Origin of the sequence: Pseudarthrobacter sp. PS3-L1, assembly GCF_030063285.1 — a bacterium.
Classification (GTDB): domain Bacteria; phylum Actinomycetota; class Actinomycetes; order Actinomycetales; family Micrococcaceae; genus Arthrobacter.
This window is the reverse complement of record NZ_JASISU010000001.1, coordinates 678,133-703,739: the sequence shown is the minus strand read 5'-3', so window position 1 is coordinate 703,739 and position 25,607 is coordinate 678,133. Positions and strand designations below refer to the sequence as shown.

General features: G+C 62.9%; 19 protein-coding genes and 1 riboswitch. Of the genes, 11 read left to right on the top strand and 8 right to left on the bottom strand.

Annotated features, from left to right (window positions below):
• Window positions 1–2: 2 nt before the first annotated feature.
• Window positions 3–1,301 carry a serine hydroxymethyltransferase gene (glyA, locus tag QMG79_RS03260; RefSeq protein ID WP_283537123.1) on the bottom strand — a complete coding sequence of 433 codons (1,299 nt, stop codon included), beginning with the start codon at window positions 1,299–1,301 and terminating at the stop codon, window positions 3–5.
• A 152-nt stretch (window positions 1,302–1,453) separates the two neighbouring features.
• Window positions 1,454–1,539: riboswitch (ZMP/ZTP riboswitch) on the bottom strand.
• A 42-nt stretch (window positions 1,540–1,581) separates the two neighbouring features.
• Between glyA and purU the strand changes: the two genes are divergently transcribed.
• Window positions 1,582–2,442, top strand: coding sequence for a formyltetrahydrofolate deformylase (gene purU, locus QMG79_RS03255; protein WP_502934686.1), 861 nt, complete (start codon window positions 1,582–1,584; stop codon window positions 2,440–2,442).
• Window positions 2,443–2,516: 74 nt separating this feature from the next.
• Window positions 2,517–3,035, top strand: coding sequence for a gamma carbonic anhydrase family protein (locus tag QMG79_RS03250; protein WP_283537122.1), 519 nt, complete (start codon window positions 2,517–2,519; stop codon window positions 3,033–3,035).
• A gap of 57 nt (window positions 3,036–3,092) precedes the next feature.
• Here QMG79_RS03250 and QMG79_RS03245 read toward each other — a convergent pair whose 3' ends face one another.
• Window positions 3,093–4,817, bottom strand: coding sequence for a flavin monoamine oxidase family protein (locus QMG79_RS03245; RefSeq protein ID WP_283537121.1), 1,725 nt, complete (start codon window positions 4,815–4,817; stop codon window positions 3,093–3,095).
• Complete coding sequence (locus QMG79_RS03240; protein WP_283537120.1) at window positions 4,814–6,325, bottom strand: amino acid permease; 1,512 nt, start codon at window positions 6,323–6,325, stop codon at window positions 4,814–4,816. The genes QMG79_RS03245 and QMG79_RS03240 overlap by 4 nt, the downstream gene beginning before the upstream one ends.
• A gap of 102 nt (window positions 6,326–6,427) precedes the next feature.
• Between QMG79_RS03240 and QMG79_RS03235 the strand changes: the two genes are divergently transcribed.
• Complete coding sequence (locus QMG79_RS03235; RefSeq protein WP_283537119.1) at window positions 6,428–8,077, top strand: PucR family transcriptional regulator; 1,650 nt, start codon at window positions 6,428–6,430, stop codon at window positions 8,075–8,077.
• Window positions 8,078–8,084: 7 nt separating this feature from the next.
• Here the strand turns inward: QMG79_RS03235 and QMG79_RS03230 are convergent, their stop codons facing one another.
• Entirely contained in the window at window positions 8,085–8,879 is a 795-nt protein-coding gene (locus tag QMG79_RS03230; protein ID WP_283537118.1) for a nitrilase-related carbon-nitrogen hydrolase, read from the bottom strand.
• A 204-nt stretch (window positions 8,880–9,083) separates the two neighbouring features.
• Here QMG79_RS03230 and QMG79_RS03225 point away from each other — a divergent pair, with 204 nt between their 5' ends.
• The 5 genes from QMG79_RS03225 (at window position 9,084) to QMG79_RS03205 (ending at window position 15,684) form a co-directional block, all read left to right on the top strand.
• Complete coding sequence (locus tag QMG79_RS03225) at window positions 9,084–10,271, top strand: ROK family transcriptional regulator (protein WP_283537117.1); 1,188 nt, start codon at window positions 9,084–9,086, stop codon at window positions 10,269–10,271.
• 131 nt (window positions 10,272–10,402) lie between these two features.
• Entirely contained in the window at window positions 10,403–11,962 is a 1,560-nt protein-coding gene (gene mmsA / locus QMG79_RS03220) for a multiple monosaccharide ABC transporter ATP-binding protein (protein WP_283537116.1), read from the top strand.
• Between the two features lie 43 nt (window positions 11,963–12,005).
• Window positions 12,006–13,289, top strand: a complete 1,284-nt coding sequence (gene mmsB / locus QMG79_RS03215) for a multiple monosaccharide ABC transporter permease (protein ID WP_283537115.1) — start codon at window positions 12,006–12,008, stop codon at window positions 13,287–13,289.
• A gap of 46 nt (window positions 13,290–13,335) precedes the next feature.
• Window positions 13,336–14,436, top strand: a complete 1,101-nt coding sequence (locus tag QMG79_RS03210; protein ID WP_283537114.1) for a substrate-binding domain-containing protein — start codon at window positions 13,336–13,338, stop codon at window positions 14,434–14,436.
• A 177-nt stretch (window positions 14,437–14,613) separates the two neighbouring features.
• Window positions 14,614–15,684, top strand: coding sequence for a Gfo/Idh/MocA family protein (locus QMG79_RS03205; RefSeq protein WP_283537113.1), 1,071 nt, complete (start codon window positions 14,614–14,616; stop codon window positions 15,682–15,684).
• Between the two features lie 120 nt (window positions 15,685–15,804).
• Here QMG79_RS03205 and QMG79_RS03200 read toward each other — a convergent pair whose 3' ends face one another.
• A complete protein-coding gene (locus tag QMG79_RS03200) occupies window positions 15,805–18,027 on the bottom strand; it encodes an NADP-dependent isocitrate dehydrogenase (protein ID WP_283537112.1) in 2,223 nt (740 codons plus the stop codon).
• 280 nt (window positions 18,028–18,307) lie between these two features.
• Here QMG79_RS03200 and QMG79_RS03195 point away from each other — a divergent pair, with 280 nt between their 5' ends.
• Window positions 18,308–19,279, top strand: coding sequence for a trypsin-like serine peptidase (locus QMG79_RS03195; protein ID WP_283537111.1), 972 nt, complete (start codon window positions 18,308–18,310; stop codon window positions 19,277–19,279).
• Between the two features lie 433 nt (window positions 19,280–19,712).
• Here QMG79_RS03195 and purH read toward each other — a convergent pair whose 3' ends face one another.
• A complete protein-coding gene (gene purH, locus QMG79_RS03190; protein WP_283537110.1) occupies window positions 19,713–21,383 on the bottom strand; it encodes a bifunctional phosphoribosylaminoimidazolecarboxamide formyltransferase/IMP cyclohydrolase in 1,671 nt (556 codons plus the stop codon).
• A 252-nt stretch (window positions 21,384–21,635) separates the two neighbouring features.
• On the opposite strand from purH, the gene QMG79_RS03185 reads away from it, so the two are divergent.
• Window positions 21,636–22,988 carry an MFS transporter gene (locus tag QMG79_RS03185; RefSeq protein WP_283537349.1) on the top strand — a complete coding sequence of 451 codons (1,353 nt, stop codon included), beginning with the start codon at window positions 21,636–21,638 and terminating at the stop codon, window positions 22,986–22,988.
• Between the two features lie 60 nt (window positions 22,989–23,048).
• On the opposite strand, the gene purN is transcribed toward QMG79_RS03185, so the two are convergent.
• A complete protein-coding gene (gene purN / locus QMG79_RS03180) occupies window positions 23,049–23,627 on the bottom strand; it encodes a phosphoribosylglycinamide formyltransferase (protein WP_283537109.1) in 579 nt (192 codons plus the stop codon).
• Window positions 23,628–23,666: 39 nt separating this feature from the next.
• Here purN and QMG79_RS03175 point away from each other — a divergent pair, with 39 nt between their 5' ends.
• Window positions 23,667–24,095, top strand: coding sequence for a hypothetical protein (locus QMG79_RS03175; protein WP_283537108.1), 429 nt, complete (start codon window positions 23,667–23,669; stop codon window positions 24,093–24,095).
• A gap of 72 nt (window positions 24,096–24,167) precedes the next feature.
• On the opposite strand, the gene QMG79_RS03170 is transcribed toward QMG79_RS03175, so the two are convergent.
• Window positions 24,168–25,475 carry a cell division protein PerM gene (locus tag QMG79_RS03170; protein WP_283537107.1) on the bottom strand — a complete coding sequence of 436 codons (1,308 nt, stop codon included), beginning with the start codon at window positions 25,473–25,475 and terminating at the stop codon, window positions 24,168–24,170.
• Window positions 25,476–25,607: the final 132 nt, after the last annotated feature.

Genomic DNA, 25,607 nt, shown 5'->3' with positions numbered 1-25,607 from the left:
ACCTACCACTGCTCGTGCTGCGGGTACAGCGGGAAATCGGCAGCAAGCCTGTCCACGCGAGACTGCAGGGCGTCAACGTCGGTTGCGGTGCCGGCCTTGAGTGCGGCTGCGATGATTTCGGCGACCTCGGTAAATTCGTTGGCGCCGAAACCGCGGGTGGCCAGGGCCGGGGTACCGATCCGCAGCCCTGAGGTGACCATCGGCGGACGGGGATCAAACGGAACAGCATTGCGGTTCACGGTGATGCCCACGGAATGCAGGAGATCTTCGGCCTGCTGGCCGTCCAGCTGCGAGTGCCGCAGGTCCACGAGGACCAGATGCACATCTGTGCCGCCGGTCAGCACGGAGACCCCGGCCTGGGCGACATCGGGCTGGTTCAGGCGATCGGCAATGATCTTGGCACCCTCAATGACGCGCTGCTGGCGTTCCTTGAATTCCTCGCCGGCAGCTATCTTGAACGCCACAGCCTTGGCCGCGATCACATGCATGAGCGGCCCACCCTGCTGGCCCGGGAACACGTTGGAGTTGAGCTTCTTGGCCCATTCCTGCTTGGCCAGGATCACGCCGGAGCGCGGGCCAGCCAGCGTCTTGTGCACGGTGGAGGTGACCACATCGGAGTACGGCACGGGGCTCGGGTGCAGTCCTGCAGCCACCAGGCCAGCAAAGTGCGCCATGTCCGTCCACAGCAGGGCTCCGACCTCATCCGCGATCGAGCGGAAGGCAGCGAAGTCGAGGTGGCGGGGGTATGCGGACCAGCCCGCAATGATCACCTGCGGCTTCTCGGCGAGGGCCTGCTCACGGAGCTTTTCCATGTCCACCCGGAAGTCGTCTTCTTCAACCTGGTAGGCAGCGACCTCATACAGCTTGCCGGAGAAGTTAAGCTTCATGCCGTGGGTCAGGTGACCGCCGTGGGCCAGGGAAAGTCCCATGATCTTGTCGCCGGGCTTGATCATGGCGGACAGTGCGGCGGCGTTTGCCTGCGCACCGGAGTGCGGCTGGACGTTGGCGAATTCCGCACCGAACAGGTCCTTGACGCGGTCAATAGCCAACTGTTCGGCGATGTCTACATATTCGCAGCCACCGTAGTAACGGCGGCCCGGGTAGCCCTCAGCATATTTGTTGGTCAGGACCGAGCCCTGGGCTTCCATGACGGCACGCGGAGCGAAGTTCTCGGAGGCGATCATTTCCAGGGTGCCGCGCTGGCGGCCCAGCTCCTGGCTGAGGACCGCTGCGATCTCGGGATCAAGGTCAGCCAGCGACTGGTTGCTGACGGAGGTGGATGTGATTGCTGTTGAAGTCACGAATTACTCCTGGGTGGGGGTACGGGCACTGCTTAGGTCAGGCTACCGGCTGGGGCGCCGCAACTGCTGTTCATGACACCCGGCCATGGTGGTCGTTGAGGGCACTGCGCGGAAACAGGCTGCGTCCAGCAGCCAGTTAGCGGTAAAACATGACCCTCGGCCCAGGCGTACGATCCGTGGTCTTCGTAAGTGCCGCTCCCTGGTGGTAAGCCACCCAACGCCAGTTGCGACCGGTCCAGAATATCAAAGTCAGGCCATCCTCGCGGGTACCCTAGGAAGCGTGAACCCTGTGCAAACAAATGACGCCTATGTCCTCACTCTTTCCTGCCCTGATCGTCCCGGGATTGTCCATGCCGTGGCGGGCGCCCTCCTGGTGGCGGGCTGCAACATCACCGATTCCCAGCAGTACGGCAGCGAATCAACAGGGACGTTTTTCATGCGGGTGGAGGCGACGACGTCGGCCTCGCGCGCAGAGTTGCACGCAGCACTGGAGCCGGTGGCAACGGCCTTTGGCATGCAGTGGGGGCTGTACACGGTGGGGCAGAAAGTCCGCACCCTGCTGATGGCCAGCACGTCCGCGCACTGCCTCAACGACATCCTCTTCCAGCAGCGCTCTGGCAGCCTGCCTATCGAGATACCCGCCATTGTCTCCAATCACCGGGACCTCGCCGGGCTCGCGGAGTTCTACGGAGTTCCCTTCCACCACATTCCCGTGACGCGGGACACCAAGGTCCAGGCAGAGGAAAAGCTCCGGGCCATCATGGCTGAACACGACGTTGAGCTGACAGTCCTGGCCCGTTATATGCAGATTATTTCCGATGAGCTCTGTGCTGATCTGACGGGCAAGGCCATCAACATCCACCATTCGTTCCTGCCATCCTTCAAAGGCGCCAAGCCCTACCACCAGGCGCATGCCCGCGGTGTGAAGCTGATTGGTGCCACCGCGCACTACGTCACGGCTGCTCTGGACGAGGGTCCCATCATCGAGCAGGAAGTCATCCGCGTGGACCATGCCCGGACGCCCGAACAGTTCGTCCAGATGGGCCGCAATGTTGAGGGTCGCACGCTGGCCCAGGCGGTTCAGTGGCATGCCGAGCACCGCGTCCTGCTGGACGGCAACCGCACAGTGGTCTTCAACTAACCGGACGATCCCCGGCACCACACCGGTTCACGCCGTCCCCTGAGGCGGGCAGGCGCAGGGTCTAGGGTGGGACCATGTCTCCCCTGTACCCTTTTGCCGGTTCGACGCCGGACGTCCATGGCACGGCGTTTATCGCCCCGAGTGCCACCATCATTGGCAGTGCCACCCTGGGTGCCGGGTCCAGCGCCTTCTATGGGGCTGTGGTCCGTGCAGATACCGCCGCCATCAGCGTCGGTGCTGGCTCCAACCTCCAGGACAATGTGGTCCTCCACGCGGACCCCGGCTTCCCCTGCACAGTCGGCGCGGGAGTCAGCGTGGGGCACGGCGCCGTCGTCCACGGCTGCACCGTTGAGGACGACTGCCTGATCGGCATGGGCGCCACTGTCCTCAATGGTGCCCGCATTGGCGCAGGGTCACTGATTGCAGCCGGTGCCGTGGTGCTTGAGGGAACCGTCATTCCGCCTCGGTCGCTGGTGGCGGGCGTGCCCGGAAAAGTCCGCCGCGAGCTCACCGAGGAAGAGTTCGACGGCGTCCGGGCCAACGCCGCCCACTACCGGACCCTGGCGCAGGCTCACCGGGACATGCACTCCTGAGGAGCCCTGGGGATCCGGCCAGGATGCCGGTTGACCCGCCCACTACCCGCTAGGGGGTCAGTCCAGCGCGATCGGGCCGATGGCGTCCAGCAGGTCTCCGGGGCCCGGATTTTCGGCAGCTGAGGACCCGCCAAGGTGGTTCACCACGCCCCAGACGGCATTGAGTCCCGTTGTCACTGCGCCCTCAGCCCACCCGGCGGTGAAGGACACATCGTCGCCAGCCAGGAAGATTCCGCGCTGCGATTCCGGCAGGGCATCCTGCTTGAAGTGCGTGAAAATCCTCTGCTGGTACCTGTAGTGCCCCGGCAGGTTGGCCTTGAACGCGCCCATGAAGTTGGGGTCAGCTTCCCACGACACAGTGATGGGCTGGCCCACAATGTGGCTGGTGATGTCCACGTCCGGGTAGATCTGGGCCAGGGAGTGCAGCATGAGTTCCACGCGCTCCTCGGCGTCCAGGGCAAGCCACTTGAGGGCGTCATCGTTCCAGGTGTAGGAGAGCAGGATCACCGCAGGCTTGTCTGGTCCGTGATCGAGCAGGTAGGTCGCCCGGTTCAGCCTGTCAGTGAGTGTCATCGACAGGACATCGTGGCCTGTGTCCGGGTTCTTGTCTTTCCAAAATGGCCTGTCCACCATGACAAAGGTTTTTGAGGACTGCATGTAGTGCGAGCGCTCGATGGCCGTCCAGAGCTCCGCCGGGAAGAGCGCCTCCTCGGTGTGGATGCGGGTGGAGAGCAGCCATGACTGGCAGGTGGTGACCACCGCCGGATAGGTTGCCGTCCTCCCCCAGCGCTCCTGCACCGTGAAGGTTCCGTCCGCTGCACGGCTGATGCGGCCCACGGCGCCGCGCGGAACACCTGAGTGCAGCGATTCCAGGGTGGTTCCTGCTGGCCAGTGGACCAGGTCCGACGGCGCGTGCTGCCAGAGTGCCTCGGGCAGCCGTTGCGCCCCTCCCGTGATGAGGCGGTGCTGGTCATCAGCGTCGGTGTAGACCACGCGGAGGATCTCCAGGATGGAGTTGGGGAAGTCGGTATCCCAGCCGCCGGTACCGAAACCTACCTGGCCAAACGCCTCACGGTGCGCAAAGCCCGCGTTGCGGAAGGATTCACTGCCGGCAATGAAGCCATAGAACGTCTGTTCGTCCATCAGCGGCAGCAGTTCGTTCCAGATCTCCTTGATCCGCGCCGTGTCCCGGGTGCGGATGGCGTCCTGCATCTGGGCGAATTTGGCTCCGTCATTGACGGCGGCTTTCCAGGCCTCCGCTACTTCACGGAAGAAGGGCGGCAGGTCGGCAGGAGTTTCGGCGTAGTGCTTTTTTCCTGCAAGTTCAATGACTGTACTGGTGGTTGCAGCCGAGAGCGGGTTGGGGAACTCCTGGGTCTGCAGGCCCAGAAGGTCTACGTAGTGGTAGAACGCCTTGCCTGAGACGGGGAAGCGCATGCCGCCGAGGTCGGCGACCACGCCGGGGGCCGAGGGGAAGGATGCAGAGCGGAGCCGGCCACCAATCTGGTCCGCCTCGTACAGAACCGGCCGCAGGCCCAGCTTCATCAGTTCATAGGCAGTGACGAGCCCGGAGAGCCCGGCCCCGACTACTGCCACCTCTGTTCCGTAGAGCTCTGGCGGGACGGAGCCCAGCCCGGCGTCGTGGGCCAGGTAGTGGTCATAGCTGAAAGGGAAGTCCGGATTCAGCATGGTGATGGGGTCCTGGACGGCACCTGGGTGCGCAGTCTCCGAATAAGAGGTGTTGGACGGGTCCGGTGCTGGCAGTTCGGTGGCGGTGGTCATGGAGTGCCTGCTTTCGTGGGGCTGCTGACGGAGAGTTCCAAGTATTCGGCTGTGCTGAGTGCTGCCACTTTAGAGTGCCGGCGGCCGTAGCCGAAGTAGAAGGCGATTCCCACAGCCATCCAGAGGCCAAACACCACCCAGGTATCGGCACCCAGGTTGAGCATGAGGTACCCGCACATCACCGCTCCAAGGATAGGGGTCAGGGGGAACAGCGGGACCCTGAAAGTCCGCTCCAGTTCGGGCCGTGCCCTCCGGAGGTAAATCACGGCGATGTTGACCAGCGCAAAGGCGAAAAGGGTACCAATGCTTGTGGCATCGGCCAGGGCACCGAGCGGTACCAGGCCTGCGGTGAGCGCGACGACGGATCCCACCAGGATGGTCCCGGCAACAGGAGTGCCGGTCCGGCGTGAGACGCGGCTGAAGATTTTCGGGATCAGGCCATCACGGGACATCGAGAGCAGGATTCGAGTCTGCCCGTAGAGCACTGTCAGAACGATGCTGGCGATGGCCAGAACTGCTCCCACGGCAAAGACAAATCCGATCCAGGGCTGCCCGGTGGTCTCTTCGAGGATCTTGACCAGGGCCGCTTCGGTGCCGTCAAACCACCCCCAGGGCCTGGCGCCAATCGCTGCGACGGCAACCAGGACGTAGATGGTGGTGACGATCAGCATGGAGAGCAGGATGGCCCGCGGCATGTCCCGGGTAGGGTTTTTGGCTTCCTCGCCAGCCGTGGAGGCCGCGTCAAAGCCGATGTAGGAGAAAAACACCCGGGAGGCAGCAGCGGATACTCCTGCCGCGCCCATGGGCAGGAGCGGCTCGAAGTTCCCTGCGTTGAATGCAGTAAACGCGACAGCGCAGAAGAAGAGCAGGATGCCAACCTTGATCACCACGATCGAGGTGTTGATCCAGGCGCTTTCCTTGGCACCCTTCACCAGGAGGACAGTTGCCAGCAGGACAATCACCATGGCGGGGATATTCACCATGCCGCCCGAGCCTGGCGGCTGGGAGAGCGCATCAGGGAGGACCTGGCCAAAAATGCCGAGGGCCTCGTTGACGTACTGGCCAGCCCCTACGGCAACTGCGGCAACGGAAACCGCATATTCCAGGACCAGGCACCACCCGCAGATCCAGGCCATTCCCTCGCCCATGGTGGCGTAGGTGTAGGAGTAGCTCGACCCGGACACCGGGACCAGCCCGGCCATCTCTGCATAGGACACGGCAGACAGGAGCGCCGCCAGTCCCGCAATGGCAAACGATATCCAGATGGCAGGGCCCGCCAGCGGGACAGACTCCCCCAAGATCACCAGGATGCCGGTGCCCAGGGTAGCGCCAACGCTGATCATGGTCAGCTGAAGGACTCCGAAGCTGCGGACCAGCCTGGGCCCCTCATGGTCTGCGTTGGCCTGGGCAATCATCTGCGAGATGGGTTTGCGGCGCAGCAGCTGGGCACCGAGTGCCGTGCTGCTCGCGTCCTGCGGTGCAGGACCCGGTGATGTGGGCACAGTCATCGTTGACGTCCTTCTGATGGGTAGTGGGTGAATTCCCCGCTTAAAGCCTAGGACTGTGACCCGGCTCTCAGGGCAGTGCAGAATGGCCTAAAGTAAAGCCACATGAGACATAGTGCACCATTGGCGGCCGAGCGGGAATTCGCTGGGCCAGCCCTGGCGGCCGTCACCCTGGGCGAATTGCTTGCTTCCCTCCCTGACGGCGTGGACGTCCTTCACGATGCCGGACAGTCAGACGCTCCGCTGCGGTGGGTCGAGGCGAGTGAACTCGCGGATCCCACCCCCTACCTCCTGGAGGGTGAGTTTGTCCTGACGGCCGGCCTGCCCCTGATCGACAACGGTGGCAGCCAGGCGCACGTAGCCAGCTACGTATCGCGGCTGGTCTCGGCCGGCGTCCAGGCCCTGGGGTTTGGCCTGAAACCCTACTTTGAGACAGTCCCCGAGCTTCTCGAAACGGAGTGCAGGGCGCAGGGCCTGACTCTGGTGGCCGTGTCCCATACCGTCCCCTTCAATGCCATTGGGCTGGCTTTCTCCACTCTGCTCGAGTCGGGCAACGCAAGGGTTTTTCGTCACCTAGCGGACACCAACCGGCTGCTCATGCGCGCGGTGCTCTCCCCCCGTCCGGACCACGAGCTCCTCGCAGCCCTGGCCACCCGGGTACCGGTGTGGGCAGTCCTGGTGGGAGCGGACGGCAAGGTACGCTCGCGTGCAGCCGCTACCGCCGTCGACGTCGGAAGTCCCGCAGATGCGGATCTGCAGGACTTGATTGGCCGCCTCCTCGGCGGAACGGGACCGCGGGTGGAAACGCAGCACCCTGCCACAGGCGGAAACGCAACGATCCTGGGGCACCCGCTGCGCAGTAGCCGCGACGCCACCCTCGGAGCGCTGATCATTGGGTCCACGCAGCAGCTCACAGCAGCACACAACAGCGTGATCTCCTCGGTGGTGGGCCTGCTTGAGCTGCTGGTCCGGCAGCGGACCAGTGGGGCCTTGGCACCGAGCCAACTCGCCACAACCCTGCTGCTGCGCCCTGATACCTTGCAGTCACATAGCGGCAGGGACGTGCTGCTGCGGCGCGAACTGGTGGCCCAGAGCGTCTCGGGAACCAGGACCAGCCCGCTTCGGGTGGTGCAGGGAATCCGGCTGCCCCAGCCGATGGGAGCTGTCCAGGCAGCCAGGGCTTCCCCTGCTGAACCGGTACGCGAGATCCTGCAGTGGCGCCGTCTCCTGGACACCAAGCTGGTGGAACTCACAGAACACGGGTTCTCTGCTATCACGCGGCTGAAGGTGGATGAACCACTGATGGCGACCATCGAGGGGCTCGGCTGGGGGCTGGTGGTGGGCGAGGCAACGGATGTCGAGGGACTACAGGATGCCTACCAGCGCACCTGCGCCCTGCGGTCCCAGGTCCGCAGCTCGGGCAGGAGCGTCCGGCTCGATGCCACCAACTGGAGCATCGTGGGGCTGTTGGGTACCAGCGCTGGGGAGGTTCTTGCCAGGCGCCTGCTGGGACCGATCCTTGACCTGGAGCAGGAACGGCGTACCGCGCACCTGGTCCTGCTGCGATCGTGGCTTGCGGAGAACGGAAGCTGGGACGCCACCGCCAAGGTTCTGGGACTGCACAGGAACAGCGTCCGCCGTCAGATCAACGCCGTCGCGGAACTTCTAGGCTGTGACCTTGGCCAGGCTCAGGCCCGGGCAGAACTCCTGATCGCGTTGCAGTTTGTTCCCGCCGTCGCGAGCGGGGAAGCCTGAAGCCGACCTAGAGACCCCAGGACCCATAAAGGTCCGGGCGGCGCTCCGCAAGGTACGGCACCGCACTCCTGGCTGCCGACGCGGCGGCCGCACTGACCTCGGCGAGCAGTATCTCCGGTGCCATTCCGGCGGCGGCCAGCAGGCCGCCGTCGGGCGCCGCAATCACGCTTCCGCCGAGAAAGGTACAGCCATCCTCCACACCAGAGTGGTTGGCGTAGGCGATGGTCAATTGGCTCTCCAGCGCCCGGGCCCGAACGAGGACCTGCGGCACGGCGTCAAAGCCGTGGGCCAAGGCTGTGGGGACCAGGAGAAGATCAGCACCGGCCAGGGCTGCGGCCCGTGCTACCTCGGGAAATTCAATGTCATAACAGATGGCCAGGCAGACACCCATTCCCTGAAACTGCACCACCGTGGGAGCCAGGGCGCCGGGAACGAAGGCTTCACGCTCTTCGGGGCCAAACAGGTGGACTTTGGCGTACGTCAGGATCACGGTGCCAGCGTCATCCACCAGGGTTGCTGCAATGGTGAGCTCTCCCGATTCCGTCACTGCCGGCAGGCTGAAGGCGATGGCAATGTGCTGCTCGACGGCGATCGCGGCCACACGCTGATGGACCGCCGGGAGACTCGTGGGATCAAGGTGTGCGCGCAGCCGCGCTGGGGCATAACCGACCAGGAAGAGCTCGGGGGTAAGCAGCATCGCAGCACCCGACTCGGCGGCTGCTGCCGCCGCGGCCTCCAGCGTCGCCAGGTTTTCCTCCACATCCAGCACTGCAGCGTTGGCCTGCATCAGCGCGAGCAACATTCCTAGCACCTTACGTTGTTGGATCGGGCTTATCACGGAAAGCCCCTGTAGCCAGAGTAGCCAGCCTTGCGACGAAATGGTGTGGACGATCTGCCCCCTGAGGCGGAGATCGCGGGCACTTCGCCCCTGTCGCATCGCGCGACACGATGCGGGTCATGCGTTAACTTCTTGACTACAACGCTGAAAACCGGCACCCTAAATGGCATGCCCACACCGCGCTCAACGAGGAGCAAACTCCGCAAACCTGGCTCACAGTCCGCACTGCGGCAACTGAACCAGCAACGGATCATCGAAGCCCTTCGTGGCGGACCCGCAACACAGGCTGAGCTTGCGCGCCAGACGGGGCTGTCCACAGCCACCGTGTCCAACATCGTGAAGATCATGCAGGCCTCGGGCCTTGCGTCGACGGAACCCGTCACCAGCTCTGGACGGCGCGCCCTCAACGTGCGGCTCAACGACAACGGCGCCGTTGCCGTGGGCATCGACTTTGGCCGCCGCCACCTACGGGTGGTGCTGGCCAGCCTGAGCTACCGGGTCATCGCCGAGGAATCCGTCCATTTGCCCCTTGGACACCACGCCAGCGAAGGAATCCGCGCAGCCACGGAGTTGCTGACACGCCTCCTGGCCGAAAGCGGCGTGGAGCGGTCCGCCCTGCTGGGTGCCGGCGTCGGAATTCCTGGGCCTATCGACCGGCGGAGCAGTACCGTAGCACCGGGCGCCATCCTTCCTGAGTGGGTGGGAATCGACATCCTCAGCGAGATGGAGGACGCCCTTGAAATCCCCGTCTATCTTGATAACGACGCGAATTTGGGCGCCTTGTCCGAGGTGACGTGGGGCCATCACAGGCACGTCAGCAATTTGCTCTTCATCAAGATCGGATCCGGTATTGGCTCGGGCCTGATCCTCAACGGCGGAACGTACTACGGCAATGTGGGCATCACGGGCGAAATTGGCCACGCCACCATTCATGAACAGGGCTTGATCTGTCGCTGTGGGAACCGGGGCTGCCTGGAAACCATCGCCTCCACCACCACCATGATCGAGCTCCTGAGCCGCGGCAAGCCCGGCAAGCTCACGCCCGTGGACCTGGTCCGCAGCGCACTCGAAGGAGACCCCGCGACCCTGCGTGTCATTGACGACGCGGGACTCGCCGTAGGGCGCGCACTGGGTAACGTTGCCAACCTCATCAACCCTGAGGTCATTGTGGTGGGCGGGCCCCTGGCGGGGCTCAATGGACTGCTCCTGGATCCGATCCGGCGTGGCCTCATCCGGCATGCGGTGCCAGTGGTGGGCGAGACAACCAGCCTTGCCATTTCCTCCCTGGGCGATCGCGCCGAGGCCCTTGGCGGCGCGGCCCTGGTGTTCGCGCAGTCAGTGATCCGCAAGACCTGAAACCCGATCGTTACCTTCCCGTTGCGTTCAAGACTTGACGACAAGGGTAGTGATCCAGTTTACTTTTTCATCAGACGGCCCCTCGATCTGTGGGGCAGACAACGAAGTCATGCATTGGAGGCGCGAAGGCTATGTCCTCGCTCGAATCGCACAGTGAGCCAGTCATCCTGGAGATGCGCTCCATCACCAAGGAATTCCCCGGCGTCAAGGCCCTGGCCGAAGTAAGCCTCAGCGTCAAAGCCGGCGAAGTCCACGCCATCTGCGGCGAGAACGGTGCCGGCAAATCCACCCTGATGAAGGTCCTCTCCGGCGTATACCCTTTCGGGACCTACACCGGAGACATCGTCTACCAGAGCCAGGTCCAGCAGTTCCGTGACATCCGGGCCAGCGAATCTGCCGGGATCGTGATCATCCACCAGGAGCTAGCGCTGATCCCCGAACTCTCCATCATGGAGAACATCTTCCTGGGTAACGAACCCAGCAAACGCGGAGTCATCAACTGGGCCGAAGCCCGGCTCCGCTCCTTGGATCTGCTGGCCCGTGTTGGCCTGCGCGATGACCCGGACACCCAGGTCAAGGAAATCGGCGTCGGCAAGCAGCAGCTGGTGGAAATTGCCAAGGCGCTGAACAAGTCCGTGAAGATCCTGATCCTCGACGAGCCCACTGCGGCCCTGAACGAATCGGACTCACAGCACCTGCTGGACCTGATCCTCGGCCTGAAGGCCAAGGGCATCACGTCCATCATCATTTCCCACAAGCTCAACGAAATTGAGCAGATCGCAGATTCCATCACCATCATCCGCGACGGAAAGTCGATCGAGACCCTCAACGTCAAGGCTGACGGCGTTGACGAGGACCGCATCATCAAGGGCATGGTGGGCCGGACGCTCGAATCCCGCTTCCCGGACCACACCCCCGCCCTTGGCGAGACGTTCTTCGAGGTCAAGAACTGGACTGTGGCCCACCCGCAGATCCAGGACCGGCTGGTCTGCAAAGAGTCCAGCTTCTTTGTCCGCCGTGGCGAGATTGTTGGATTCGCGGGACTGATGGGTGCCGGACGTACCGAGCTTGCCCGCTCGATCTTTGGCCGCTCCTACGGAAAATTCATTACGGGCGAGATCTACAAGGACGGGAAGGCTGTCCAGCTCAAGTCCGTGCACTCCGCCATCGGCGCCGGGTTGGCCTATGTGACAGAGGACCGGAAGTCCCTGGGGCTGAACCTCCTCGATGACATCAAGACCACCACGGTCTCCGCCAATCTGGAAAAAATCAGTAAACGCACAGTGGTGAACACCGACAAGGAATTCGCCGTTGCTGAGCAGTACCGGAAATCCCTGCGGACCAAGACACCGTCCGTCATGGAAGGTGTCTCCAAACTCTCGGGTGGTAACCAGCAGAAGGTTGTCCTGGCCAAGTGGATGTTCACGGATCCTGACCTCCTGATCCTTGACGAACCCACACGCGGCATTGACGTGGGCGCAAAGTACGAGATCTACGGAATCATCCAGGAGCTTGCCAGCCAGGGGAAAGGCGTCATTGTCATTTCCTCTGAACTCCCAGAACTCCTGGGACTCTCCGACCGGATCTACACCATCTTTGAAGGCGCCATCACAGGCGTCCTCACCAAGGAACAGGCCAACCAGGAATCCCTGATGAAGCTGATGACCTCCGCCCGCAAGACCGCCGCATAACGCTGGAATACTCCAGAACTTTTCCAGACCAAGGACTGAATTAATGAAATCGATCAAGAAGATGTTCGGTGGCGATACCCGCCAGTTCGGCATGATCTTTGCCCTTGTGGCCCTGATCCTGTTCTTCCAGTGGAGGACCGACGGCATCACGCTGACATCGGCCAACATGATCAACCTGTTCAATGGCAACTCCTACATCCTGATTCTTGCCATCGGCATGGTGCTGGTCATCATTGCGGGGCACATTGATCTCTCCGTGGGCTCCGTAGCAGCCTTCGTGGGCATGGTGGTTGCCATTGCGATGCGGGACTGGGGTATTCCCTGGTACCTCGGCATCCTCCTGGGCCTTGCCCTGGGCGCCCTGATTGGTGCATGGCAAGGATGGTGGACGGCCTACGTCGGCATCCCTGCCTTCATTGTGACCCTCGCTGGAATGCTAATCTTCCGCGGTGCCCAGCAGTTCGTGGGACAGTCAAACTCCATCCCCGTTCCCAAGGAATTCCAGTACATCGGTGCCGGCTACCTGCCGGAGGTTGGCCCCAACACCGGCTACAACAACCTCACACTCCTCCTTGGCCTGGCTGGCGTCGCCTTTGTCATCGTTGGTGAACTGCGCAAGCGCAAGGCAGCCAGGGAACTCGGCGCAGAGGTCCCCGAGCTCTGGATCAGCATCGCCAAGGTGGTCCTGATTTCAGTTGCTATCCTGTACGCCACATACCTCTTTGCCACCGGTCGCCCCGGCACGTCCTTCCCGGTTCCCGGCCTGATCCTGGCCGTACTGGTCCTGATCTATGGGTTTATCTCCTCCAAAACCATCGTGGGCCGCCACGTCTACGCTGTGGGTGGCAACCGCCACGCAGCAGAACTTTCCGGCGTGAAGTCCAAGAAGATCAACTTCCTGGTCATGATGAACATGTCCATCATTGCCGGACTTGCTGGCATGATCTTCGTGGCCCGCTCCACTTCAGCAGGCCCGTCCGACGGCACCGGCTGGGAACTTGATGCCATTGCTGCCGTGTTCATCGGCGGCGCCGCCGTTACCGGCGGCGTGGGCACTGTGATCGGATCAATCGTTGGTGGCCTCGTCATGGCTGTCCTGAACAACGGCCTCCAGCTACTGGGGGTCGGCGCCGACTGGCAGTCCATGATCAAGGGCCTGGTGCTCCTCATCGCTGTAGCCATTGACGTCTACAACAAGAGCCAGGGCCGCGTGTCAATCATCGGGATGATGATGAAGAACTTCAATCGCTCCCCCGATGGTCCCAGCAACCCAAACCAACCCGACGAAACCACCTCCACCAAGGAAGCAATCTCCAGGGAAGCCTGAGTTCTCCTCAGACACTGGATTCCACTCAAAGAAAGAGAACCACGTAATGCGACTTATTGGTAAAGCAGGAAAGGCAGCAGCCGTAGCTGCAATTGCAGCACTGGCGCTGACCGCCTGCGGCCGCGCCGATACTGGCACCACTGCCGGTGCCAGCGGTGAAGCTGCAGGATTTGCGCAGGACTCCTCGATTGGCGTCGCGCTTCCCAAGAAGACCTCAGAAAACTGGGTCCTCGCTGAAAAGCTGTTCAATGACGGACTGAACGAATCCGGCTTCAAGCCGACGGTCCAGTTCGCAAACAACGGTGTTGCCGAACAGCAGAACCAGATCAGCGCCATGATTGCCAACGGCTCCAAGGTCATCATTGTGGGTGCCCTGGACGGCTCGCAGCTGGGCACCCAGCTGCAGCAGGCCAAGGACGCCGGCGCCACGATCATTGCGTACGACCGTCTTCTCCTCAACACGGAGAACGTGGACTACTACGTGGCGTACGACAACTTCAAGGTCGGCCAGCTGCAGGGCCAGGCACTGTTGGACGGAATGCAGGCCAAGAAGGCCAGTGGTCCCTACAACATTGAGCTGTTTGCCGGTTCACCTGATGACGCCAATGCGAAGGTCTTCTTCGACGGCGCCATGGAGGTCCTCCAGCCCAAGATTGACGACGGTACCCTGAAGGTTGTCTCCGGTCAGACCACTTTCGAAAAGGCCGTTACCCAGGATTGGAAGGCTGAGAACGCCCAGCGTCGCATGGACAACCTGCTCACGGGCAGCTACTCCTCCGAGACACTTGACGGCGTGCTCTCCCCGAATGACACCCTGGCTCGCGCGGTCATCACCTCGGTCAAGTCCGCAGGCAAGTCCATCCCGGTCATCACCGGCCAGGACTCCGAGCTGGAGTCCGTCAAGTCCATCCTCGCCGGTGAGCAGTACTCCACCATCAACAAGGACACCCGCAAGCTTGTTGAGCACGCCATCACCATGGTCAAGGACCTGCAGTCCGGCAAGACTCCTGAGATCAATGATGACAAGTCCTACGACAACGGAAGCAAGGTTGTTCCGGCATACCTGCTGGAGCCGGTCATCGTGACGGCGGAGAATGTCAAGACCGCTTACACCGACGATCCGGTACTTGGCCCGCTGACCAAGTAGTCATCCCGGTTTTACCCGTTTCACCGCAGGAGCCCGGCCCCTTTTCACAGGGTCCGGGCTCCTGCGCTTTTAAGGAGGGATCTCCTGCATGCGGGGACGGGACGGGGGCGACGACGGCGCACGCCACTGGTGTGGTGCAGCACACCTTCCTGGCGCGTGCAGTGAGAGGATGGACAGATGAGTGCCCCCCTTGCCACGCCATGGCTTTCCGCCCAGTCCGACACCGATCCCCGCTCCGCTACAGGAGCACCACTGCGCTGGGGTGTGGTGGCCACCGGCGGAATTGCACAGTCAGTCACAGAGGATCTGGCCCTCCTGCAGGACGCTGAACTGTATGCCGTGAGTTCGCGCAGCCAGGCATCTGCCGAGGCATTTGCGGCACAACATGGTTTTGGCACGGCCTACGGGGACAGCGCTGAAGCCCAGGGCTACGAGCGGTTGTTTGCCGATGCATCAGTGGACGTTGTCTACGTGGCCACGCCCCACGGCCAGCACTTTGAGATTGTCCGAGCAGCCCTGCTGGCCGGCAAGCATGTACTCTGCGAGAAAGCCTTCACCATAAATGCCGGCGAGGCCAAGGAACTGATAGAGCTAGCCCGCTCCAGGAACCTGTTTTTGATGGAGGCCATGTGGAGCCGGTTCCTGCCAAGTATGCAGCGGGCGTTCGAGATCATCGCCTCAGGGGAGATTGGGCAGGTCCAGTGGATCAGTGCGGATCTTGGGTTTCCGGCCCCCTATGATCCCAATGCCAGGATCTGGGCCCGGGAGGCCGGCGGCGGCGCCCTCCTGGATTTGACCATCTATCCACTGCTCTGGGCTCTGGGAACCCTGGGCTTCCCGCAGTCCGTCGCCGCAGCAGGAACCATCAATGATGACGGCGTGGATGCCCAGAATGTCCTGACCCTTGGCTACGCCTCCGGCGCCCACGTCCAGCTGACCTCGTCGCTACTGGCGCACGGACCGAGGACCGCCACGGTGGCCGGAAGCAAGGGCGTCCTGCAGAGCATCGGTTCCATCAACAACCCCACCGAGCTGCTGGTCAGCACGGGCTGGGATACCAAACGCGCAGAGGCGTTCGCACCGGTTGGCCGCGGCTATACCTATGAGCTACGTGAAGTTACCCGCTGCATCCAGCAGGGCCTGACCGAAAGTCCCGTCATGCCCCTGGCTGACACCCTTGCCACCATGGAGTTCTTTGACGGCGTCAGGGCGCAGCTCGGCACCACGTACGCCAACGACACTCGCTGAAACCTCCGCTGCACAGGCAGCCTAGACAAACGCCGCCCACCCGCTGGATGAACCAGTGGATGGGCGGCGTTCCTGCGCTCCTAGATGCGTGTGCGCCCGTCGGGGCGCACCACTGCGATGCTAGCCAACCAGCTCTGCGATCACCCTGTTCAAGGTGGCGGAAGGACGCATGACTGCTGCTACCTTTGCGGCGTCCGGGCGGTAGTAGCCGCCAATGTCGACAGGCGAGCCCTGCACGGCGGCAAGTTCACCTACGATGACGTCCTCGTTGGAGGTCAGCGCCTTGGCGACAGTCGCAAAAGCGGCGGCGAGGTCGGCGTCGTCCGTCTGCTTGGCCAGCTCTTCTGCCCAGTAGCGGGCCAGGAAGTAGTGGCTGCCACGGTTGTCGAGTTCGCCGGCGCGTCGGCTGGGCGACCTGTTTTCCAGCAGGAAGGTGCCAGTAGCGCGGTCCAGGGTGTCGGCAAGGATCTGCGCCCGGGCGTTGTTGGTGGTCACGGCCAGGTGCTCAAAGCTGACTGCTATGGCAAGGAACTCGCCCAGGCTGTCCCAGCGGAGGTGGTTTTCCTTGATCAGCTGCTGAACGTGCTTCGGGGCTGACCCGCCGGCGCCGGTCTCGAACAGTCCGCCACCATTCATCAGCGGAACCACGGAGAGCATCTTGGCGCTGGTGCCCAGCTCCAGGATCGGGAACAGGTCCGTGAGGTAGTCGCGGAGGACGTTGCCGGAGACGGAGATGGTGTCTTCACCCTTGCGGATGCGCTCCAGCGTAAAGGCTGTCGCCTTTTCCGGCGTCATGATCTGGATGTCCAGGCCCTCGGTGTCGTGGTCCTTGAGGTATTCGCGAACCTTGGCAATGACATTGGCGTCGTGCGCGCGGGCCTCATCGAGCCAGAAGATCGCCGGTGTCGAGGAGGCACGTGCACGGGTGACGGCCAGCTTGACCCAGTCCTGGATGGGCAGGTCCTTGGTCTGGCAGGCCCGCCAGATATCCCCCGGCGCAACAGTGTGCTCGAGCAGGACGGTTCCGTCGGCGTCGACCACCTGGACGGCACCAGCCTCGTGGATCTCGAAGGTCTTGTCGTGGCTGCCGTATTCCTCGGCGGCCTGGGCCATCAGTCCAACGTTGGGGACCGTGCCCATGGTGGTGGGATCGAAGGCGCCGTGGGCACGGCAGTCGTCCAGGACAACCTGGTAGATCCCTGCATAGGAGCTGTCCGGGAGAACCGCCAGCGTGTCAGCCTCGGCGCCATCCGGGCCCCACATGTGGCCCGAGCTGCGGATCATGGCCGGCATGGAAGCGTCCACAATGATGTCAGAGGGCACGTGCAGCCCGGTGATGCCCTTGTCCGAGTCCACCATGGCAAGCGCCGGGCCGTCCTCCAGGCCCTTGGTGATGGCTGCCTGGACGCCTTCGCGGACATCGGCGGGCAGCTTGTCCAGGCCGTTGAGGATTGCGGCAAGGCCATTGTTGGGGCTGATGCCTGCTGCAGCGAGCTGATCACCATAGGTGGCGAAGAGTTCGGAGAAGTAGGCCTTGACCACGTGGCCGAAGATGATGGGGTCCGAGACCTTCATCATGGTGGCCTTCAGGTGCGCGGAGAACAGCACACCCTCTTCCTTGGCCCGTGCCACCTGGGCGGCGAGGAAGGTATCCAGCGCAGCGGCGCGCATCACCGTAGCGTCAATAATTTCTGAGTCCAGCACGGGGAAGGCCTTCTTCAGGACCTCGACGCTGCCATCTTCGCGGACCAGCTGGATGGTAATGGTGCCGGCGGACTTGATGATCACTGACTTTTCGTTGGAGAAGAAGTCATCCGTGGCCATTGTCGCAACGTTTGTTTTTGAGTCTGGGCTCCAGGTACCCATGGAGTGCGGATTCTGGCGTGCGTAATTCTTCACGGACAGCGGTGCCCGGCGGTCCGAGTTGCCCTCGCGCAGCACGGGGTTCACGGCAGAACCCTTGATCCTGTCGTAGCGCGAGCGTGCCGCAGTCTCGTCATCCGAAGTCGGGTTGTCCACGTAGTCGGGGACGGCGTAACCCTGGGACTGCAGTTCGGTGATGGCTGCCTTGAGCTGCGGAATGGAAGCGCTGATATTGGGAAGCTTGATGATGTTGGCAGCGGGATTTTTCGCCAGCTCGCCGAGTTCACCCAGCGCGTCGCCAATCTGCTGATCGGGGGTCAGGTGGTCCCCGAAAGCGGCAATGATGCGTCCCGCAAGTGAAATATCCCGGGTCTCCACCTCCACACCAGCCGTTGAGGCGAAGGCCTCGATGATCGGCAGGAACGAGTACGTGGCCAGCATCGGCGCTTCGTCGGTGTGGGTGTAGATGATTTTGGACATGCGCGGGCGTCTCCCTGAAGGTCGGCTTGGTGTTGGGAATCTGGTCTTATCCCAAACACTCCCAATCTACCCGAGGACACGCTTACCAGCTGCACTGGGTGCTGACTTCTGCTCACGTTTACCGCCGGAACTGCTGGACCACGACGACGGCGACCGCACCGCCGTCGTAAGTGTCAATACTTGACATCCTAGTTTACAAATCTGTCATGTACCGCTAGATTCTCTTCCATCACGTGGCGCACCACCCACTCGCAGCGCCGCCCGATCAGTCAGGAAAGCAATGACGTCGACCAGAAAAATGACCACGGGACTGCTCAGCCTCTCAGCTGCTGCACTCCTGGCACTGACCTCTGCCGGAGCTGCCACAGCCGCGCCGGCCGCACAGGAAAAGGTCAACCCTTCCGTTGCCAGCGCCGCCGTGGACAATAGCTCGGCAGCCGAGTACTGGACAGCCGAGCGGATGATCGGAGCCATTCCCGCTGATCAGCGGGCGGACGCCGCCGTCAAGCGCACCCTGGGCCTGGAGCGGTCCGTGGTGGACAAGGGCGCACCCGCCAGCGCAGAAAAACTTGCCCCGAAAACCCCGGTCCTGAACGCGGCCAGCGAGAGCCCTGTGGCAACAATCGGCAAGGTCTTCTTCACCCAGGGCGGCCAGAACTTCGTCTGTTCCGGTAACTCTATTGCCGCTGCCAACAAGAGCACAGTCTCCACCGCCGGGCACTGCATCAATGACGGGCCGGGCAACTTTGTCACCAACTTCGTTTTTGTCCCCGCCTACAACAACGGTGCAGCACCCTACGGCAAGTTCGCAGCCAAAGGCCTGTACGCACCCACGCAGTGGACCGGCCAGGGCGACATCCAGTACGACACAGGCTTCGCCGTGGTCTCCCCGCTCAACGGGCGCACCCTCAGCGACACCGTCGGAGCTTCCGGAATCCAGTTCAATGCATCCCGCGGACTGACCTACAAGGCCTTCGGCTACCCCGCCGCTTCCCCATTCAATGGCGCAACACTCAAGAGCTGTTCCGGCAAGGCCACCAACGACACCGTCAACCCGGGAGGCACCACCCAGGGCATCCCCTGCGACATGACTGGCGGATCATCAGGCGGGCCATGGTTTGTGGGCACCAGCTCCACCGGCAAGCAAAACTCCGTCAACAGCTATGGCTACGGAACCAACTCAAGCACCATGTATGGCCCGTACTGGGGCTCCGTCATCCAGCAGGCCTATAACCGGGCCGCAGCGGCCTGAGCAGCCCCCTCCCCCACCCCCGCGGGTTGGACATGCTCAATCTCTAGCCCCGCCCCGGCTGGACATGCTCAGCCCTGAATCCCACCAGTGAGCACAACCGATCATGCCCACAGGTAGCCACAAAGAATGGACATGTCCCTCCGCATCGCGAGGGACATGTCCATTCTTCGTTGCAGGGCATGGACATATCCGACATCAAGCCCAGCCACGAAGCGTGGCGTTGGAACACCCACAGCTTTGGACGACGTCCCAGATTGGTCATGTCCAACCTTTGGGGACAGAACTTTCACTGGACATGTCCAGCCCTGAATCCCACCAGTGAGCAGAACCGATCATGCCCACGGGCACCAACAAAGAATGGACATGTCCGTCGGGGAGGACGGACATGTCCATTCTTGGTTGTTTGGCGAGCAGCAACCGCGCGACCCGAGTCCTAGTGGAAGAAGTGCCGGGCGCCCGTGAAGTACATGGTGATCCCTGCGGCATTGGCTGCGGCAATGACTTCCTCGTCGCGAACCGAGCCGCCGGGCTGGACCACGGCGCGAACACCGGCATCGATCAGAATCTGCAGTCCGTCAGCAAACGGGAAGAACGCGTCCGAAGCCGCCACCGCGCCACGTGCGCGCTGGGGGGCACCGTCGGAATCTGCGTTAGAGGCCCCACCTGCGCCGTCAACATCGGAATCGACGGTAACCCCAAGCGTGTTGGCGCGTTCGACAGCCAGCCGGCAGGAATCCAGGCGGTTGACCTGGCCCATGCCGATGCCCACTGCTGCACCGTCGGCGGCCAACAGGATCGCATTGGATTTGGCTGCGCGGCACGCGGTCCAGGCAAAGGACAGGTCGGCGAGGGTTTTCTCGTCGGCTGCGACACCGGCGGCGAGGGTCCAGTTGGCTGGATTGTCGCCGTCGGCGTCTACCTTGTCGGACATCTGGACCAGCACACCACCGGATACCTGGCGGATTTCGGACGGATAGCGGCCGTATCCCTCAGGCAGGGCCAGGAGCCTGATGTTCTTTTTCTTGGACAGAATTTCGACGGCTTCAGGCTCGAACGACGGGGCGATGACAACTTCGGTGAAGATGCCAGCCACGGTGCGCGCCATGCCAGCGGTGACCGTGCTGTTCGCAGCGATGACGCCACCAAATGCGGAGACCGGATCGCAGGCGTGCGCCTTGGCGTGGGCATCAGCAATGGGATCTGCGGCATCAACGGACCCCACCGCAACTCCGCACGGATTGGCGTGCTTAACGACGGCGACGGCCGGCTCGCTGAAGTCGAATGCAGCACGCAGGGCAGCATCGGCATCAACAAAGTTGTTGTAGCTCATGGCTTTACCGTGGATCTGGTCGGCCTGCGCAATGCCGGCCGGGGCGGAGTGGTCCACATAAAGTGCTGCCTGCTGGTGCGGGTTTTCGCCGTAGCGCAGAACCTCTGAACGCTCCAGAGCGAGACCGGCGTAGGCGGGCCAGTCAATGACTCCGTCGCCGTCTTCATCCAGGAACTGGCTGGCAGTCCAACTGGCCACTGCGGTGTCATAGGACGCGGTGTGGGCGAAGGCTTTCGCAGCCAGCCGGCGTCGGGTCTTCAGGTCAAAGCCCCCCTCAGCCGCAGCTGTAACGACGGAACCGTAGAAGGTCGGATCCACAACAATTGCGACGGCGGCGTGGTTCTTCGCAGCGGAGCGCACCATGGCGGGCCCGCCAATGTCGATCTGCTCAACAACGTCATCGCGCTCTGCGCCGGACTTCACGGTTTCCACGAACGGGTAGAGGTTCACCACCACGAGGTCGAAGGTTTCGATCTCCATGCTGGCCAGCGTCTCCATGTGCGCGGGGACGCGACGGTCAGCAAGAATGCCACCGTGGACACGGGGGTGCAGGGTCTTGACCCGGCCGTCGAGCATTTCCGGGGACCCTGTCACCTCCTCGACTTCCTGGACCGGGATACCGGCGGCGGCGATCTTCTTGGCGGTGGAACCGGTGGACACGAGGGTCACGCCGGCGTCGTGCAGTCCGCGCGCAAGCTCCTCCAGACCGGTCTTGTCGTACACCGAGATCAGCGCTCGGCGGATGGGAACACGGTCAAGCTGCGTGAAGCTCACAAAAGTCTCCGTCGTATCGCGCGGCCAGACGCCGCGGTTGGTGGGGATTGTGCCAGTTTATCGCGTCTGCTCCGCGCCTCGTGCTGGGCACCGCAGTGTTAAGCGCCGGGGCCCCATCCTGCCGCGGACGACGGCGCCGGGCGGCGTCCGTTCACCGTTCCACCCAGGGCGGGGGTCCGGCGTCGCCCGTTCCCGGGCTGTGGGCCAAATGACCATGGGATGGCGGCTACTATTCTCCTCAGGAGGCTGATGATGAACACATATACAGCGGTGCCCACGGGCGAACAGGTGGTGCAGGATCTGCCGTGGCGGTGGAAGGTGCAGGGACGCATTTTCCTCATTGGCGGGCTCGGTTTCATGTTTGATGCATGGGACGTGACCCTGAACGGCATCCTGATTCCGTTGCTGTCAAAGCACTGGGATCTGAGCGCCGGAGAAGTCGCCTGGGTAGGCACCTCGAACCTGATCGGGATGGCGGTCGGTGCATTTGTGTGGGGCACCATTGCGGATACGATCGGCCGGAAAAAGGCCTTTACTGCCACGCTGCTGCTGTTCTCGATTTTCACCGTACTGGGCGCGTTTTCACCGGACTTCATCTGGTTCTGTATTTTCCGCTTCATGGCGGGTTTCGGCCTGGGCGGCTGCATTCCGGTGGACTATGCACTGGTGGGTGAATTCACGCCGCGCAAGCAACGCGGCAAGGTCCTGACCGCGATGGATGGCTGGTGGCCCATTGGCGCTGCCCTGTGCGGTTTCGTTTCTGCGGCACTCGTGGCAGCGTTCGGCGATTGGCGGCTCACCATGCTCGTCATGGTCCTGCCGGCGCTCCTGGTGTTCTGGGTGCGCCGCAGCGTCCCGGAATCTCCGCTGTTCCTGATCCGCAAAGGACGCCGCGACGAAGCCGCCAAAGTCATCGACGCCCTGGTCAGCGCCACCGGGGCCGAACCGCGCGCGTACAGCCTCCCGGCCGCAAAGGATGTCCCGCGCCTCTCTGCCGGAAACATCTGGCATCAGCTGCGCGGGGTGTGGCAGTTCAACTGGAAAATCACGGCTACCAGTTGGCTGCTGTTTTTCAGCATCCTGCTGGTCTACTACCTGTCCCTGACATGGATGCCCCGGATCCTCATTGGTGCAGGGTTTGAGGAATACAAGGCCTTTGTCACAACCGCATCCATGGCAGCCGTCGGGCTCCTGGGCGTGGTGGTTGCCGCGCTCCTCGTGGAACGGGTGGGCCGCAAGTGGATCCTGGCGATCACGGGTCCTTTGTCAGCGTTGACGCTGGTGGTTGTGGCCTTTGTGGTGGACATTCCCACGGCCGCTGTGTTCTGGCTGCTGGTATTCGGGTTTGTGGTTCAGGTGGCCATTCCCGTGCTCTATACCTACGTGTCGGAGCTGTATCCGACAGAACTTCGCGGTTCAGGGTTCGGGTGGGCTTCGACGTTTTCGCGGGTTGGCGCAGGGCTGGGTCCGCTGGTCTTTGCCAACTTTTTCTGGCCGCAGTTTGGCCTCGCCACCTCGTTCGCGCTAGCTGGCGGCCTGGTTGTCGTGGCAGTGATCTTCATGGCCATCTTTGCCCCGGAGACCCGGCAGCGTCGGCTGGACTAGCCCTCGGTTCCCCTCCCCTACTCCAGCCCCGCGATGTCAGCGTCCTCGAGGGGAGGTGGGCTACAGGCCGGGCAGGGCACCGGCGGCGAGTTCGCCCAGCGTCCGCACCAACAGCCCACGCTCTGCGACCTTGATGCGTTCGTGCAGGGTTTCCTCGGTATCGGAATCCAGCACAGCCACCGCTTCCTGGGCGATGATGGGCCCGGTATCCACGCCAGCGTCGGCCCAGTGAACAGTGCATCCTGTGACCTTGACGCCATAGGCCATGGCATCTCGCACCCCATGCGCCCCGGGGAATGCCGGCAACAGGGCGGGGTGGGTATTGAGGTAACGGCCATTAAATGCGGCAATAAAATCGGCGCTGACAATCCGCATGAAACCGGATGATACCACCACATCCGGCGCATAGGCCGCCACGGCCTCAGCCAGGGCGGCGTTCCAGTTGGCGCGATCCGCATAGGCTTTGAAATCCACCACGAAGGTCGGTATGCCCGCGGCAGCTGAACGTTCGACGCCGTAGGTACCTTCGCGGTCCGCACCCACCGCCGCGATCTCCACGGTGAGCTCTTTCGAGCTCACAGCGTCGATGACAGCTTGGAGGTTGGAGCCGGTTCCGGAAACGAGGACTACGATGCGCATGGGTCAAGCTTATGGGCAGGCTCGCGTAGGCTGGAAAACATGAACCCCACCCCCGGTCCGGCAGACTCCCGGCAGGACAAATTGCAGCTCAGTGAAGCAGATCAGGCCGCATTCCTGAAGACCCGGTCCCTGTTCCGCATTTTTCTCCTGACGGTCCTGGGTGCACTCTTTGTTTTCCAGCTGGACGTGAATTACCTGTGGCTCTCAGTGATCCTGGTGGTAGCCAGCCTGATCGTCGGAGTTGTGGTCCTGATCCGGGCTATCCGCATCAAACAGTCCCGGGGGCTCCTGTATGGCACCATCTCTGGGCTTGTGGTCTCCAGCATTGTGGCTTTGCTGATCCTGGCCTCGGCGCTGTTCTTCAGCGAGATCCAGCAGTTCCAGGACTGCTCCCGCGCGGCGCTGACCGGCCAGGCCGCGGCCAAGTGCCAGTCCCAGCTAGAGGATGCCCTCCCAGGAATGCGCTGACCTGAGCTAGCGTCTCCGTCAGGCTTGCGACGTCAGGCTAACGACGTCAGGCTTGCGCCTAGGGCGTCTCCGTCAGGCTTCCGACGATTCGTGCTGTGGTTGCCGGCGTTCCAGCCAGGGCCCTGCGGCGTAGCCAATGACGGCGCCAATGCCGACGTCGGCGGTCATCCACAGCGCAAACCAGAACGGGTCGGGCCCGATGTTGGTGAGTCGTCCCACGCCAACAGAGCCTCCCGCCAGAAGCGCCAGGGCTGCAGCGAGAACGCCGGCAACGGCCCCAATCAACGCTCCCAGAACAACCGTGGAGGCTGACGCCGTAAACCAGCGTGCCTTGACCTTGATGGAAAGCCACTCATCAAAGTGGTTTTCCCCTTCGCGGACGAACCACCAGCCAGCGAGTGCCCCAGCCAGGGCAGGAACCACCAGGGCCACAAACCCGAAGTCCAGGGTGCCAGCCGGCAGTGCCGCAAAAACGGGAATCGGTGGCAGCGGACCGGCAGCGGACCCCAGGGCACCCAGCTGAGAGCCATCACCTAGCGCAAAACCAGAGCCCGAAACCCACGCCAGCGTGTACACGGCAAGGTTGGGGAGGTAGCCAAGCTGCCCCAGTGTCAGTGCTGCTCCACCCACGGCGCCTGCCCCAAGGCCCTCGTAGACGGTGAGCACCAGGTCCCAGTGGATGAAAAGGTCAACACCGAGCAGCACGCAGGACAGTCCAAGCGCCGCCATGAGCGCCACAAATCCGGCTTTGCCAGCGGAGGCCAGGTAGGAACCGGCCCATCTGGAGTGTTGGCTGGTCCGCGATATCCAGGCCACAGCATCCACGCCGATCAATTTCCGCCAGGAGCCCGCTTCGCGGCGGGCTCCCACCACCGTGCCCAGCGCGACGGGAAGAACGGGAATGAGCATGGCAAACCAGAGATTGACGACGACGTCGGAGGAGCGGCAGACAAAAGCTGTGGCAGCACCAAAGGCTGAGTACACAGCCCAGGACCCCAGCAAAGCCTGCCAGAGCTGGTCGGTGTAGGAGGCGCGAGCCAGACGCCGGCCGGCCCGCCAGGCGAGGAGGAACGGGATCAACGTCAACGCGAGCGGCGTCAGGGTCAGCATTCCCGCCGTCGTACCGCCTGCGGCGGTGCCGTTACCCTGATTCGACAGTTCCAGCGGAACCCCGTGGATCAGAAGCCAGGCCTGGCCAGCCAGGCGCGCCAAGGCGTCGGGCTGGCTGTTGGCAAAGCCGCCGGTGGCCCACACCACCACAATGGGTAGGGCCACGAGCAGCGCGGACAGAATAGCGGCCTGCGCTGATTCGAAGACCCCCTGCAGCCACAGGGGCATGGGCAGGCCTCGGTCACCAGTCTGATCAGCACGCAGTTTCATCGTGTCCCATGGTGTCACGGCGGCACGGGCGGTTCCGGCTTCAACCCGGCGAACAAGCCAGCAAATCGTGCCGAAAACACAAAAAAGATGAAGCAGGGGACCTTACAGCGTGTGGGGACCGCTGTTCACCCA

Bases quoted from the DNA above. Each gene is read 5' to 3' on its own strand.
- QMG79_RS03230 (WP_283537118.1), bottom strand. From the start codon at position 8,879: ATGTTGCTCGCGCTGATGCAGGCCAACGCTGCAGTGCTGGATGTGGAG.
- mmsB (WP_283537115.1), top strand. From the start codon at position 12,006: ATGAAATCGATCAAGAAGATGTTCGGTGGCGATACCCGCCAGTTCGGC.
- QMG79_RS03240 (WP_283537120.1), bottom strand. From the start codon at position 6,325: ATGACTGTGCCCACATCACCGGGTCCTGCACCGCAGGACGCGAGCAGC.
- QMG79_RS03185 (WP_283537349.1), top strand. From the start codon at position 21,636: ATGAACACATATACAGCGGTGCCCACGGGCGAACAGGTGGTGCAGGAT.
- purN (WP_283537109.1), bottom strand. From the start codon at position 23,627: ATGCGCATCGTAGTCCTCGTTTCCGGAACCGGCTCCAACCTCCAAGCT.
- QMG79_RS03210 (WP_283537114.1), top strand. From the start codon at position 13,336: ATGCGACTTATTGGTAAAGCAGGAAAGGCAGCAGCCGTAGCTGCAATT.
- QMG79_RS03225 (WP_283537117.1), top strand. From the start codon at position 9,084: ATGCCCACACCGCGCTCAACGAGGAGCAAACTCCGCAAACCTGGCTCA.
- QMG79_RS03170 (WP_283537107.1), bottom strand. From the start codon at position 25,475: ATGAAACTGCGTGCTGATCAGACTGGTGACCGAGGCCTGCCCATGCCC.
- QMG79_RS03235 (WP_283537119.1), top strand. From the start codon at position 6,428: ATGAGACATAGTGCACCATTGGCGGCCGAGCGGGAATTCGCTGGGCCA.
- QMG79_RS03250 (WP_283537122.1), top strand. From the start codon at position 2,517: ATGTCTCCCCTGTACCCTTTTGCCGGTTCGACGCCGGACGTCCATGGC.
- mmsA (WP_283537116.1), top strand. From the start codon at position 10,403: ATGTCCTCGCTCGAATCGCACAGTGAGCCAGTCATCCTGGAGATGCGC.
- QMG79_RS03195 (WP_283537111.1), top strand. From the start codon at position 18,308: ATGACGTCGACCAGAAAAATGACCACGGGACTGCTCAGCCTCTCAGCT.
- QMG79_RS03175 (WP_283537108.1), top strand. From the start codon at position 23,667: ATGAACCCCACCCCCGGTCCGGCAGACTCCCGGCAGGACAAATTGCAG.
- QMG79_RS03245 (WP_283537121.1), bottom strand. From the start codon at position 4,817: ATGACCACCGCCACCGAACTGCCAGCACCGGACCCGTCCAACACCTCT.
- QMG79_RS03200 (WP_283537112.1), bottom strand. From the start codon at position 18,027: ATGTCCAAAATCATCTACACCCACACCGACGAAGCGCCGATGCTGGCC.
- QMG79_RS03205 (WP_283537113.1), top strand. From the start codon at position 14,614: ATGAGTGCCCCCCTTGCCACGCCATGGCTTTCCGCCCAGTCCGACACC.